This window comes from Streptomyces sp. CA-294286, assembly GCF_050947155.1.
Classification (GTDB): Bacteria; Actinomycetota; Actinomycetes; order Streptomycetales; family Streptomycetaceae; genus Streptomyces.
This window is the reverse complement of the sequence record NZ_CP192005.1, coordinates 4,173,236-4,186,519: the sequence shown is the minus strand read 5'-3', so window position 1 is coordinate 4,186,519 and position 13,284 is coordinate 4,173,236. Positions and strand designations below refer to the sequence as shown.

The 13,284-nt window shown below is 73.9% G+C and carries 10 protein-coding genes; 8 read left to right on the top strand and 2 right to left on the bottom strand.

From position 1 onward, the window contains the following. Window positions 1–619: 619 nt before the first annotated feature. The 3 genes from ACQPZG_RS23275 to ACQPZG_RS23265 all read left to right on the top strand — a co-directional run bounded on the left by ACQPZG_RS23275 (window position 620) and on the right by ACQPZG_RS23265 (window position 4,619). Window positions 620–2,047 (top strand): hypothetical protein, encoded by a 1,428-nt coding sequence (locus ACQPZG_RS23275; protein ID WP_433547668.1) that lies wholly within the window; start codon window positions 620–622, stop codon window positions 2,045–2,047. A 53-nt stretch (window positions 2,048–2,100) separates the two neighbouring features. Further along, window positions 2,101–3,153: a glutamate ABC transporter substrate-binding protein gene (locus tag ACQPZG_RS23270; RefSeq protein ID WP_433547667.1), complete on the top strand. Its 1,053-nt coding sequence runs from the start codon at window positions 2,101–2,103 to the stop codon at window positions 3,151–3,153. Between the two features lie 116 nt (window positions 3,154–3,269). After that, the gene (locus ACQPZG_RS23265; RefSeq protein ID WP_433547666.1) at window positions 3,270–4,619 is read left to right on the top strand and encodes a hypothetical protein; all 1,350 of its coding nucleotides are present in this window, start codon (window positions 3,270–3,272) and stop codon (window positions 4,617–4,619) included. A 34-nt stretch (window positions 4,620–4,653) separates the two neighbouring features. Here the strand turns inward: ACQPZG_RS23265 and ACQPZG_RS23260 are convergent, their stop codons facing one another. Continuing rightward, entirely contained in the window at window positions 4,654–4,989 is a 336-nt protein-coding gene (locus ACQPZG_RS23260) for a hypothetical protein (RefSeq protein ID WP_433547665.1), read from the bottom strand. 10 nt (window positions 4,990–4,999) lie between these two features. Here ACQPZG_RS23260 and ACQPZG_RS23255 point away from each other — a divergent pair, with 10 nt between their 5' ends. From ACQPZG_RS23255 to ACQPZG_RS23240, 4 genes are all read left to right on the top strand, one after another. Further along, window positions 5,000–7,393, top strand: a complete 2,394-nt coding sequence (locus ACQPZG_RS23255) for a tetratricopeptide repeat protein (RefSeq protein WP_433547664.1) — start codon at window positions 5,000–5,002, stop codon at window positions 7,391–7,393. A gap of 2 nt (window positions 7,394–7,395) precedes the next feature. Next, the gene (locus ACQPZG_RS23250) at window positions 7,396–8,808 is read left to right on the top strand and encodes a PP2C family protein-serine/threonine phosphatase (RefSeq protein WP_433549516.1); all 1,413 of its coding nucleotides are present in this window, start codon (window positions 7,396–7,398) and stop codon (window positions 8,806–8,808) included. A gap of 75 nt (window positions 8,809–8,883) precedes the next feature. Then, entirely contained in the window at window positions 8,884–10,251 is a 1,368-nt protein-coding gene (locus ACQPZG_RS23245; RefSeq protein ID WP_433547663.1) for a vWA domain-containing protein, read from the top strand. 85 nt (window positions 10,252–10,336) lie between these two features. Continuing rightward, entirely contained in the window at window positions 10,337–11,311 is a 975-nt protein-coding gene (locus ACQPZG_RS23240) for an FHA domain-containing protein (protein WP_433547662.1), read from the top strand. Between the two features lie 406 nt (window positions 11,312–11,717). Here the strand turns inward: ACQPZG_RS23240 and ACQPZG_RS23235 are convergent, their stop codons facing one another. Next, a complete protein-coding gene (locus tag ACQPZG_RS23235) occupies window positions 11,718–12,707 on the bottom strand; it encodes a methyltransferase domain-containing protein (RefSeq protein ID WP_433547661.1) in 990 nt (329 codons plus the stop codon). Window positions 12,708–12,817: 110 nt separating this feature from the next. Here ACQPZG_RS23235 and ACQPZG_RS23230 point away from each other — a divergent pair, with 110 nt between their 5' ends. Then, window positions 12,818–13,222, top strand: a complete 405-nt coding sequence (locus ACQPZG_RS23230; RefSeq protein ID WP_433547660.1) for a globin — start codon at window positions 12,818–12,820, stop codon at window positions 13,220–13,222. Window positions 13,223–13,284: the final 62 nt, after the last annotated feature.

Genomic DNA, 13,284 nt, shown 5'->3' with positions numbered 1-13,284 from the left:
GGGCGTAGGGGCGTACGGGGCGTCCGGGCGGTGGCGCGGGGCGGGTGGTGGGGCTGCGTACGGCGGGGTGGGCTGGGCGTACGGCGGGGTGGGGTGGGCGTACGGCGGGGGGTGCACCTCCGGCGGGGGGCCGCCCCCTTGCCCGCCCGTTCCGCCCCCGGGGGCGGCCCCGCCGCCCAAGAGGGCTGACGTAGGGCGGGCACGTCGCCCGAGGGGGCTGGTGTGGGGCGGGCACGCCACCCAAGGGGGCTGACGTAGGGCGGGCACGTCGCCCGAGGGGGCTGGTGTGGGGCGGGGCGCGCCGGGAGGGAGGGGCCCGCGGGGAGGGTGTGCGGACTCGCCGGCCGCGGGGCTACCGGGGGCTGTGTGGCGGGGCTGCCGGGGGCTGTGTGGGTGATCGTTGGGTTCTGGTGGTCCGGGGGTCGTCCGCCGCATAGGATTCGGCCACGAAGTGGCATGTCCCTGGCGCGAATTGGGCAACGTACCGGCGCCCGGCCGAGCGGTGCACCACTCGCCGCCTGGCCCGATGCGGGAACCAAGCGGATCTCTCCGACGTATTCATGGGGAGGGGAGCCCGCCGGGAGACGGGCCAGCCGTCCACGACCGAGGGGGAGGTCACGTGGCACACCCGCCGACGAGCGGCCCAGGGGGCACGGCCGTGGCGCCCGCGCCGACGCCCGCCGTGCCCGCGCCCACGGGCTCCGCAGCCGTGGCGTCCGGGCCGCAGCAGCCGCCGCCCGCCCGCACCACCGCCTGGGCCGAGGGCAGGGACCGGTTGCGCGCCGGTGCCACGACCGAGCCCGGCCGGCTGCGGATCATCGGGGCCGCGCTGGCGCTGCTGGTGCTCGCGTTCGGCGCGGTGACCGCCTGGCAGGTGTCCGACCGGGCCGCGGCCGCCGACGACGTGGTGACGCGCAGCCAGCCGCTGTCGGCCGACGCCGCGAACATCTACCGTTCCCTGGCCGACGCCGACACCTCCGCCGCGAGCGGTTTCCTCGCCGGCGCCCAGGAGCCCCGCGCGGTCACCGAACGCTACGAGAAGGACATCGCGGAGGCGTCTCGCCTGCTGGTCAAGGCCGCCGCGCACACGTCGGGCACGAGCGCGTCGGGCCAGGAGATAGCCAAGCTCAACCAGCAGCTCCCCCGGTACACGGGACTGATCGAGCGGGCCCGCGCCAACAACCGGCAGGGCCTCCCGCTCGGTGGCGCCTACCTGCGGTACGCCAACGAGCAGATGACCACCCAGTTGCTGCCCTCGGCGAAGAAGCTGTACGACGAGGAGACGGCCCGCCTCTACCGCGACTACGACGAGGCGAGCTCCTGGCCGTACGTCGCGCTGGGTCTGGGCGTGCTCGCGCTCGGCGGTCTCGGCTGGGCGCAGCACCGCAACTACCGCCGTACGAACCGGGTGTTCAACCAGGGCATGCTGGCCGCTTCGGTCGCCTCCCTGGCCGTCCTGCTGTGGCTGACGGTGGGGCACGCGGTCGCCGCGTCCGGCCTGGACGACTCCCGGGCGCACGGGCAGGAGTCCCTGAAGGTCCTCAACGACGCCCGGATCAGTTCCCTCCAGGCCCGCGCCAACGAGAACCTGACCCTGGTGTCGCGGGGCGCGGTGACCACCGCGGACGGCAAGGACAAGTACGAGAGCGACTACCGGAGCGGGATGGCCGCCCTGGAAGGGCAGTTGTCGGACGCCAGGCGGCTCGCCGACGACGACGGCGGCAGCGCCCCCGTGAGCCGGGCGCTGGAGGGCGTCACCTCGTGGAAGGGCTGGCACGCGAAGGCGCGCACGGCCGACGACGGCGGCGACTACGACGAGGCGCTGACCCGGATCACCGGTGCGAAGGACTCCTCCGGTGAGGCGTTCGGGCACGTCGACGACGCGCTGGAGAGGGCGGTGAGCTGGGAGCAGCGGGAGTTCACGGAGGCGGCCGAGGGCGGCAGGAGCGCGCTGTCCGGCCTGGCCGTCGGGGCGGGCGTGCTGGCGGTGCTCGCCGCCGGGGCCGCCGTACTGGGCATCGGGCGCCGGCTTTCGGAGTACAGGTGATGAGGGAGCGCGGCGCACACGAGGCGCAGGACCGATCGTCCGGAGGGAGCGCGATGAGGAAGACCTGGAGGGGCACGTCCGGTACGGGGCGGACCCGTGGGGCTCCCGCGACCGGATCGGCCCGCACGCTGCGGGGCGGCTGGCGGTCGGGGGTGGTGGCGCTGGCCGCCGCCTGTGCGCTGACGGCGGGCGTGGCGGTACTGCCGTTGCCCGACACCGACGGCTACCGGGCGGACACCGTGTCCGCGCCGGGCAGCGGCACCGCGGCCGGGCTGCCGGGCAAGGCGGAGGAGTGCGAGAACCCGGAGGCGAGCCTGCGGCCGTCCGGTGCGGACGGTCCGTCGGTCGCGGAGATCAAGAAGCGGGGCAAGCTCGTCGCGGGCGTGGACCAGAACAGCTTCCGCTGGGGTTACCGCAATCCCGCCACCGGCACCCTCGAAGGCTTCGACATCGACCTGGTGAAGGCCGTCGCCAAGGAGATACTCGGCGACGAGAACAAGGTCGTCTACCGAGCGATACCGACCAGTCAGCGCATCCCCGCGCTGAAGAGCGGCCTGGTCGACATCGTGGCGCGGACCATGACGGTGAACTGCTCCCGCATCAAGGACGTCGCTTTCTCCCACGCGTACTTCCAGGCGGGGCAGCAGGTGCTGGCCCCGGTGGACTCGCCGATCAAGGGGTACGACGACACCCTCAGGGGCCGGCGGGTCTGTACCGCGAAGGGCTCCACCGCCAACGAGGCCCTGAAGGAGGAGTCGTTCGGCGCGGTCTTCGACAAGCCGGAGTTCACGGTGCCCAATCAGCTGGACTGCCTGGTGCGGCTGCAGCTCGGCCAGGTGGACGCGATCGTCACGGACAACGCGCTCGCGGCGGGTCAGGCCGCGCAGGACCCGGCGATCCAGGTGAAGGGCAAGCCGTTCACCACGGAGTACTACGGGGTGGCGACCAAGCTGGGCAACGACGACCTGGTGCGCAGGATCAACAAGGTCCTCGCCGCGTACAGCCAGGGCGGCCCCCGGAGCCCGTGGATGACCTCGTACAACCGCTGGCTGGAGGAGGACCTTCCGGACCTCACGGGCCCGCCGGCCCCGAAGTTCCGCGACTGACCCCCGCCGGACCCCGCGCGGGTCGCCACGCACCGCGCGACCGGAGCGGCGCACCACACGGACAGCACCCACCCACAGGACGACAGCAGTCGACGGCAGAAGCGGAGAGGTGATCGATGGGCGGCGCGGGATCCTCCCCCGGCTCGGCGGGGAGCCCCCCCGGTGCGGTTCTCGACCGGGACGAGGCGGACCGCGCGCTGGCGCGGCTCGACGCCGAGCACGAGGCGGTCGAGTCGTCGCTGCTCGCCCTCCAGGACCACGCGGGACGGCGGCTCCTGGAGGGGGCGGCGCTGACCGGTGTCACCAAGGACCGGTGGGCGTCCGCCGAGCAGTCCATCGCCCTGCTGTGGACGTACTTCGACGCGTACACCGCGGCGCTGCACACGGCCCGGGAGGTGCGGGCGCGGCGCCGGTGGCCCAGCCGGGAGGATCTGGTCGAGCTGACCGACATCCTCCGGGGCAGGGGCGTCACCGTGTCCGGCGGGGCGCACGCGCACGGGGCCCCGCCGTCGATCACCGGGCCGGCGAAGCTCTCCGAGCACTTCTCGCTCGCCGAACTGGTGGCCCGGATGAACGAGTTGTACGCGTCCTCGCTCGACGTGGTCGTCACCGCGGACGCGGTGTGGTCGGCGCTGCCCGCCCGGATAGACCTCCTGGCCGCGGAGCTGCACCGCACCCGTTCCCTCGCGCACTCCGTCGGGGTGCGTCCGGGCGCGCACCCGGCCGGCGACGACCTGGAGGCGATCACGCAGGAGCTGGCGACGCTGCGCGAGCAGGTGGTGTCGGACCCGTTGGCCTTCTGGCGTGCCGCGCAGGGCAGTTCGGCTCCCGGCGGCGGCCGTCCCGACACCGACCGCTACGACCGGGCGGCGCGCGCGCTGGAGGACGTACGGCGTGAGATCGACGCGGTGCTCACGGTGCGCCAGGACGCCGAGCAGCGCCTGGTGAGACTGCGTGACGTCCTCTCGCGGGCGGACCGCACGCTGACCGAGGCGCGGTTGGCGCGCGGCGAGGTCCTCGCGAAGATCGCCGCGTCGGAGGTGCCCGCGGTGAGCGGGCCGCCGACCGCCCTGCAGGAGCTGCTGGCGGCGGCGGCCGAGCACCGCAGGCACGCCCGCTGGCACCGGCTGTCCCCGTTGCTGGAGTCGCTGGAGCGGGACGCCGAGGACGAACTGATGCGGGCCCGGGAGTCGTTGACCGCCGTCACCGCGCCGCTGGCGGTCCGCGCCGAGCTGCGGGGCAGGCTGGACGCGTACAAGGCGAAGGTCGCCCGGCACGGCCTGGCCGAGGACCCGCAGCTCGTCGAGCGGTACGACGCGGCCCGCCGGATGCTGTGGAGCGCCCCGTGCGACCTGCGCGTCGCCGAGCAGGCGGTGCTGCGCTACCAGGAGTCCGCGCGGGAGGCCCTGAACGCACGTCCGTCCGGCACCCCGCCCAACGACCGCACCTACGGGGGTAATCCATGAGCACGGCCTGTCAGCGCCCCGGTTGCGAGGGCTCCTACGAGGACATGGGCGGCGGGGAGATGTACTGCGACACGTGCGGGCTCGCGCCCGTGGTGTCGCCGAACGGTCTGATCGTCGCGCCCGCGACCGGTGTCACGGGCGGCGGGGGGGCCTCCGCGAGGGGCTCCGGCAGCAGTTCCGCGCGGAGCAGTTCGCGCGCGTCGTCGCAGGCGTCGCGTTCCTCGCGCTCGGCGACCTCCCGGCGTTCGGTGTCGGGGCGGCTGTCGCGTGCGCTGTCCGGGTCGACGGCGTCGCGTTCGGTGTCGGTGCGCTCCTCCGGCAAGACGTCGGCCGCTTCCGGGCGCAACCGGCTCGGTGCGGGGCTGGTCACCGTTCCCGAGGTGCCGCGCCCCGATCCGCGCACGGCGGTCATGGCGCACCCGGAGGTGCCGGAGCGCAAGCGGTTCTGTTCGCGTTCCGAGTGCGGGGCGCCGGTGGGCCGCTCCCGCGGGACCAAGACGGGGCGTACGGAGGGCTTCTGCACGAAGTGCGGCAACCCGTACTCCTTCGTGCCGAAGCTGAACCGGGGCGACGTGGTGCACGGCCAGTACGAGGTCGTGGGCTGTCTGGCGCACGGCGGTCTGGGCTGGGTCTACCTCGCCGTCGACAAGGCGGTCTCCGACCGCTGGGTGGTCCTCAAGGGCCTCCTGGACACCGGCGACCAGGACGCGATGGCCGCCGCGATATCCGAGCGGCGCTTCCTCGCCGAGATCGAACACTCCAACATTGTCCGGATCTACAACTTCGTCGAGCACCTGGACACCCGCACCGGCTCCATGGACGGCTACATCGTCATGGAGTACGTGGGCGGAAAGTCGCTCAAGGAGATCGCCAACGAGCGCCGGGACACCGGCGGCAAGCGGGACCCGCTGCCGGTGGAGCAGGCCTGCGCGTACGGCATCGAGGCCCTGGAGGCCCTCGGCCACCTGCACAGCAGGAACCTGCTGTACTGCGACTTCAAGGTCGACAACGCGATCCAGCAGCAGGACCAGCTGAAGCTCATCGACATGGGTGCGGTCCGGCGCATGGACGACGACGAGTCGGCGATCTACGGCACGGTCGGCTACCAGGCCCCCGAGGTGGCGGAGCTCGGCCCTTCGGTCGCCTCCGACCTGTACACGGTGGCGCGCACGCTGGCCGTCCTCACCTTCGACTTCCAGGGGTACACGAACGTCTTCGTGGACTCGCTGCCGGACCCGGACAACATTCCGGTCTTCCGGACGTACGAGTCCTTCTACCGCCTTCTGGTCCGGGCCACCGATCCCGACCCGGCTCGCCGGTTCGCCTCCGCGTCGGAGATGGCGGACCAGCTGACGGGGGTGCTGCGGGAGGTCGTGGCGCTCCAGACGGGGCGGCCGAGGCCGTCGCTGTCGACTCTGTTCGGGCCGGAGCTGCGGGTCACGGACACGGGTCTGTTCGCCGAGCTGACCGGGTCCGTCTCGCAGCTGGGGATACGCTCGCTGCCCGCGTCCCGCAGGGAGCGGCGTCGGGGCGGGGCCGGCCCCCGGATTCCCGCGCAGGCCCAGTCCCCCGCGCTCGCCCCCGGACAGCCCGCGCACGCACCCGCCGCCGGCATGCCCGCGCACCCGCTCCAGGGCGCACCTCCGCCCGGCGCGGGCCAGGGCGCGACGGCCGTCGCCCACGCCCCGACGCAGGGGGCCCTCCACACGCCCCCGGTTCCGGGCGCGCCGCCGGCACCCGCGGGCATGCCGCCCCTCGCTCCCGGGGCGCACGGGGCCGCGGGTCCCGCCGGGGTGGTGGGCAGCACCGGTACGCCGCCGTCGGTGGTCCCGGAGAACGCCACCACGTACCTCAGACCGCTGGAGGCCAGGACGACCTCCCTCGCGCTGCCCGTGCCGCGCGTCGACCCCAACGACCCGAACGCCGGGTTCCTCGCGGGCCTGATGGCCTCCGCCCCCACCGAACTGATCTCCGCGCTGCGCTCCGCGCCCTCCGATTCCGTCGAGCGCCGGCTCCGTGAGCTGCGGGCCCGCCTGGAGATGGGTGAGATGCCCACCGCCGCGGCGTCGTTGGCGGAACTGGAGGCCGGGTACCCGGACGACTGGCGGGTGGTCTGGTACCGGGGCGTCGCCTCGCTGGCGGCCGGCGACAACGAGACGGCCGCGCTGTCCTTCGACGCGATCTACGACGCGTTCCCGGGGGAGGCCGCGCCCAAGCTGGCGCTCGCGGTGTGCGCGGAGGTGCTCGGTCAGCTCGACAACGCGGCCGAGTACTACCGCTTGGTGTGGACGACCGACCCGAGCTACGTGAGCGCCGCCTTCGGCCTCGCGCGCGTGCAGTTGGCGGCCGGGGACAGGGCGGGCGCCGTCGGGACCCTGGAGTCGGTCCCGGAGGCGTCGATCCACTACACGGCGGCACGGGTCGCCGCCGTACGGGCGAGGCTGCGGCGGCGCGCCGCCCAGGAGCCGCTGCTGGACGATCTACTGGCGTCCGCGGCGCAGGTGGAGGCCCTCGCGGGCTTCGGCCTGGACGCCGTGCGCCGGGAGCAGCTGGCCACCGAGGTGCTGGGCACCGCCCTGGACTGGGTACTCTCCGGTGGGCACGGGGCCCGCCCCGTGCAGACCGCGCTGCTCGGCTGCCCACTCGACGAGCGGGGCCTGCGCCTCGGCCTGGAACGCTCGTACCGGGTGCTGGCACGGCTCGCGCAGCGCGGCGACGAGAGGATCGAACTGGTGGAGCGGGCCAACCGCCTCCGCCCCCGGACTTGGGTGTGATGATGTCGCAGACGCACCAGCTGTCGGCCTGCCCCGGCTGCGAGGAGCCGCTGGAATCGGGCGACTCGTTCTGTGAGGTGTGCGGGTACGACCTGACGGCCGTGCCGCAGCCGCCGCTCGACCGTCCGACGGTCGCCGTCGGGACCCGCCCGCCCGCCGAACGGCCCGCGGCCCCGCCGCTGAACGGGCACTCCCGCGACGCGTCGCAGAGTCCGTCGCACGATCCTTCGCAGGGCCGGTCCCCGCACGACGGGCCGCACGGCGGGTCCGGCGCCCCGGCCGGGGGCGAGCCGGTCTCCGACGTGTCCGCGCCCGGCTTCGCCGACGGCGGTGACCACCGGCTTCGGGGCGACGGCGAGGACGACGGCGGCGAGGACACCGCCGACATGCCGGTCGTCCGGCGGCCCGCCGCCGACTACCCGCTCGCCGCCCCCGGGGCCCCCGCGCCCGTCCCGGCGCCCGCCGCGGACGCCGTCGCGTCCAAGGTCTGCGTGGCCTGCCGGGCGGGCCGCATCGACACCGACGGGTACTGCGAGAACTGCGGGCACGCCCAGCCCCGCGAACGCGACCACCAGGAGAGCGAGTTGGCGACCGTCGCGGCGGTCAGCGACCGGGGTCTGCGGCACCACCGCAACGAGGACTCGTTCGCCATCTCCGAGGCCCGGCTTCCCGACGGCACGACCGCGACGATCGCCGTGGTCTGTGACGGGGTGTCGTCCGCGACCCGTCCCGACGAGGCGTCCGCCGCCGCCGCGAGCGCCGCGGACAGCCTGCTCCAGGAGTCGCTGCCGCGCGGCACGCACCCGCAGCAGGCCCTGCACGAGGCGATCCTGGCCGCCGCCGAGGCGGTCAACGCGCTCGCCGCCGACGCGACCGCGCAGGCCGTGGAGCACGATCCGCACCGCCACCAGAACGCCCCGGCCTGCACGCTGGTCTCCTCGATCGTCGCGGGCGGTCTGCTGGTCGTCGGGTGGATCGGCGACAGCCGCGTCTACTGGGTGCCCGACGACCGCTCCGCGCCGCCCGCCCGCCTCACCGAGGACGACTCGTGGGCGGCGCAGATGGTCGCCGCGGGGCTGATGGGCGAGGCCGAGGCGTACGCCGACGACCGGGCGCACGCGATCACCGGGTGGCTGGGCGCGGACGCGTACGAGATCGACCCGCACACGGCGTCCTTCAAGCCGGACCGGCCGGGTGTGGTGGTGGTCTGCACGGACGGGCTGTGGAACTACGCGGAAGCCGCGCAGGAGATGGCGCACGTCGTTCCGCCCGACGCGGCACAGCGCCCGCTGCACAGTGCTCAGGTGCTGGTGGGGCACGCGCTCGACGGCGGGGGCCACGACAACGTAACAGTGGCGGTGCTGCCGTTCCCGATGCTTCCGCAAGGGGCAGGATCCGCCTACGCACCCGCCTAGTTCGCGCTCGTACCCCGCACCGCCGTGTCAGGACATGCTTCGCCAGAATCGCAGGACTCGCTAGGAGCCGATCCGATGGCCAATTTCTCCAAGTCGAACGTGCCCCAGTTCTCCGTGGACGTGTACCAGAACGAGTTCCTGCCGGAGGGCGGCCGGGAGGTCAACGCGATCGTCACGGTCACGTCGACCGGCGGCGGGACCACCGGCGGGATACCCCTGGCGGGGGCGTCCGCCTCGCCGTCGTACATACCCGGCGCCGCCGCGGAGGTACCGACGGCCGCTGTGGTGATCATGGTCGACTGCTCGGGCTCGATGGACTACCCGCCGACCAAGATGCGTGGCGCCCGGGAGGCGACCGCCGCCGCCATCGACGCGCTGCGCGACGGGGTGGCCTTCGCGGTCGTCGCGGGCACGCACCTCGCCAAGGAAATCTACCCGGGCCAGGGCAGGCTCGCCACGGCGGACGACGGGACCCGCGCCCAGGCCAGGAACGCGCTGCGTGCGCTCACCGCGGGCGGCGGCACCGCCATCGGGACCTGGCTGAAACTGGCCGACCGCCTCCTCGCCGGATCCGAGGCCCCCATCCGGCACGGCATCCTGCTGACCGACGGCCGCAACGAGCACGAGTCGCCGCAGGACCTGGCCGCGGCCCTCGAAGCGTGCGCGGGCCGCTTCACGTGCGACGCCCGCGGCGTCGGCACGGACTGGGAGGTGAAGGAGGTCACGGGCATCGCCTCCGCCCTGCTCGGCACCGCCGACATCGTCGCGGACCCGGCCTCGCTCGCCGCGGACTTCACGCAGATGATGGAGAACGCGATGGGCAAGGAGGTCGCGGATGTGAATCTGCGACTGTGGACGCCCGTCGGCGTCGAGATCAAATTCGTCAAGCAGGTCGCCCCCACGGTCGAGGAACTGACCTCCCGGCGCACCGGGGCGGGCCCCCGTGCGGGCGACTACCCGACCGGGTCCTGGGGCGACGAGTCCCGCGACTACCACGTGTGCGTCACCGTGCCGGAGGCGGGCGTGGGCCAGGAGATGCTGGCCGCCCGGGTTTCGCTGATCCTCCCCGACGCGGCGGGCGGCACTCCGCAGACGCTGTCCCAGGGGCTGGTGCGGGCGGTCTGGACCGACGACATGGCCGCCTCCACCTCGATCAATCCGCAGGTCGCCCACTACACGGGCCAGGCGGAACTTGCACAAGCAATCCAACAGGGCCTGGATGCGCGGAAGTCGGGCGATTTCGACGGCGCGACGTCCAAACTGGGACGGGCCGTACAGCTCGCGGCGGCCTCCGGGAACGCGGATACTGCGAAACTGCTTGCGAAGGTGGTGGACGTCGTCGACGAGGCGACCGGTACTGTGCGGCTGAAGGCGAAGGTCGCGGAGGCGGACGAGATGACTCTCGAAACGCGCTCCACGAAGACCGTCCGCGTAAAGAAGTAGTCGTTCACGCAACCGTTGACGATCACGTACGAGCAAGAACTGTGTACGGCCTGCGGGCCGGACGAGGAGAGGGGGAAGCGCCGACATGCCGACCTGCCCGAACGGACACCAGTCGGGTTCCGACGACTGGTGCGAGGTCTGCGGCCATCGCATGGCCGGCGCCGTGCCGCCGCCTCCGCCGCCCGCCTACGGCTATCCGCCCCAGCCCGACCGGGGCGGCCACGGCGGATACAACCCGGACGCCACCGCCCAGGCGGAGCTCTGCCCGCAGTGCCGCACCCCGCGCGAGGCACTGGCGCCCTTCTGCGAGGAGTGCCGGTGGAACTTCCTCACCCACCAGGCGACGTACGCGCCGCCGCAGGGCTACCCGCAGCAGGGCCAGGGCCCGTCGCACGACCCCTACGAGTACCAGGCGTCGCGTCCGTCGCAGATGAACCGGCCGGCCGAACCCTTCTCGCAGCAGCAGGGCGGAGGCCAGTTCCAGCAGGACTACCAGCAGCAGGGGCAGGGCCACGGCGGCGGTGACGACGACTGGATGCTGCCGCCGCCCTCGCAGCAGGCGCAGCAGCAGGGCGGGCAGGGCGGTTACCAGCAGCAGGGGAACCCGCAGCAGGGCGGCTACCAGCCGGACTACGGCCAGCAGCAGGGCGGTGGCGGGCAGTGGACCGCGACGGTCGCGCCCGACCGCGAGTACTTCATGGCGATGATGCAGCGCAGCGGCCCGGAGGCGGGCGGGCTGAACCTGCCCGCGTACTCGCCCGAGCAGCAGCTCCAGCTCACCGGCAACCAGATCACCATCGGGCGGCGACGGCACTCGACCGGGGAGTCCCCGGACGTGGACCTGGCCGTTCCGCCGGAGGACCCGGGCGTCTCGCACCAGCACGCGGTGCTGGTGCAGCAGCCGGACGGGACGTGGGCGGTCGTCGACCAGAACTCGACGAACGGCACGACGATCAACGGCGGCGAGGACCCGATCCAGCCGTACGTGCCGGTGCCGCTCCAGGACGGCGACCGGGTCCACGTGGGCGCCTGGACCACCATCACCCTCCACCGCCCCTGACCCACCCACCAGCACCCCCGGCCCCCGCAGCCCCCCACGGCAGCGGGGGCCGCACCCCGCACCCCCTTCCCGTCGCCCCCACCAGCCCCCTTGGACGACAGGACCCCTACGCCAGCCCCCCTTGGGCAGCGGGCCCCACGCCAGCCCCCTCGGGCGGCGGGTCCCCACGCCAGCCCCCTCGGGCGGCGGGTCCCCACGCCAGCCCCCTCGGGCGGCGGGGCCGCCCCCGGGGGCGGAACGGGCGGGCAAGGGGGCGGCCCCCACCGGAGGTGCACCCCCGCCCCACGCCCCGCCACCCCCGCACGCCCCGCACGCCCCCGTACCCCCACCCCGCGAAGCCCCCGTCCCCGTCCCCGACCACACCCCTCCCCCGCACCACACCCGCCCGCCCCGCCCACACTCCGCCCTACCGCCCGTCCAAGGGCCACGCATAGGGCCCCGCCGCCTCGTCCAGCCAAGCCCACTGCCCCTCCGCACTCACCGTCACCCCGAACCTCTCCCGCCTCGGCTGCCCCTCCAAATGCCACAGCGCCAGCGCCTCATGCGGATCGAGGCTGCTCGCGCTCAGCGTCAGCAGGAACCGGAAGAGGTCGTTCTCCAGGGCGGACCGGGGCAGCCCTCCCGTGTAGCGCGGCACCGGCGCGGCCGTCCCGCCCCGCAACGGCACGAAGTACGCCGGCGTGGACAGGAAGCGCCCCTCCGCGTACCCCGCGTCGCGTACCCGCAGGGCGATCAGACCGGTCGACAGCGGGGCCAGGATCCGCGCCCCGGGGCTGCTCTGCCGCAGCCACTCCCGCGGCATCGACGGCACCGTGCAGGTCGCGATGATCCGGTCGTACGGGCCGCGTCCGGGGCAGCCGCGCGCCCCGTCCCCGACCGCGACCGTCGGACGGAAGCCGGCCCGCGCCAGGTGGGTGCGTGCCGTCTCGGCGATCTCGGGGTCGAGGTCCACCGTGGTGACCCGTTCCTCCCCCACCCGATGCGAGAGCAGGGCCGCGTTCCAGCCCGTTCCCGCGCCGATCTCCAGGACCCGGTGACCGTCCCGTACCTCCAGTTCGTCGAGCATCCTGGCCATCAGCGAGGGCTGGCTGCTGGAGGACAGCAGCAGGCCGTCCCGTACGCGCGTGGCGAGGGCCGTGTCGGCGTACACGCCCTTCAGCCAGCGCTCCCGGCGTCGCGGGTCGGGGTCCTCGCCCCAGAGCCGCTCGTAGCCGCCGGGCCCGTGCCTGAACCAGTACGGCACGAACAGGTGGCGCGGCACCTCGCCGAACGCCGCGCGCCAGGCCGGGTCCTTGAGTGCCCCCGCCGCGGCGATCTCGCGCACCAGTTCCGCCCGCTCACCGGCGTACTGCTCCACCGGCTCCGCCGGTCCGACGTACTCCGCGTGTGCACCCATAGGGCCACTGTGACGCGCGCACCGGCCCCTTGGCGAGGGCCCCCGGCGGGTACCGGCGTCCCGGCCCTAGGCCCCGGGTCCTGGTCCGTGCCGTCTGAGACGATGGAAAGGTGAAAGAGATTCCGCGGGGAACGCTTCAGGAGCAGACCTTCTACGAGCAGGTGGGCGGGGAGGCGACCTTCCGGCGCCTGGTGCACCGCTTCTACCAGGGTGTCGCCGAGGACCCGCTGCTGCGGCCGATGTATCCGGAGGAGGACCTCGGCCCGGCCGAGGAGCGCTTCACGCTGTTCCTGATGCAGTACTGGGGCGGCCCGCGCACCTACAGCGACGAGCGCGGCCACCCGCGGCTGCGGATGCGGCACGCGCCCTTCAAGGTCGACCGGGCGGCGCACGACGCGTGGCTGACACACATGCGGGTCGCGGTCGACGAACTGGGCCTGGACGACGAGCACGAGCGGCAGTTGTGGAACTACATGACGTACGCCGCCGCGTCGATGGTCAACGCCGAGGGATGAGTCCGGGCACCGGGACGACCAATTCGCCTCCTTCCCCCGCAAGTTGGGACGTCCCGGAGCAC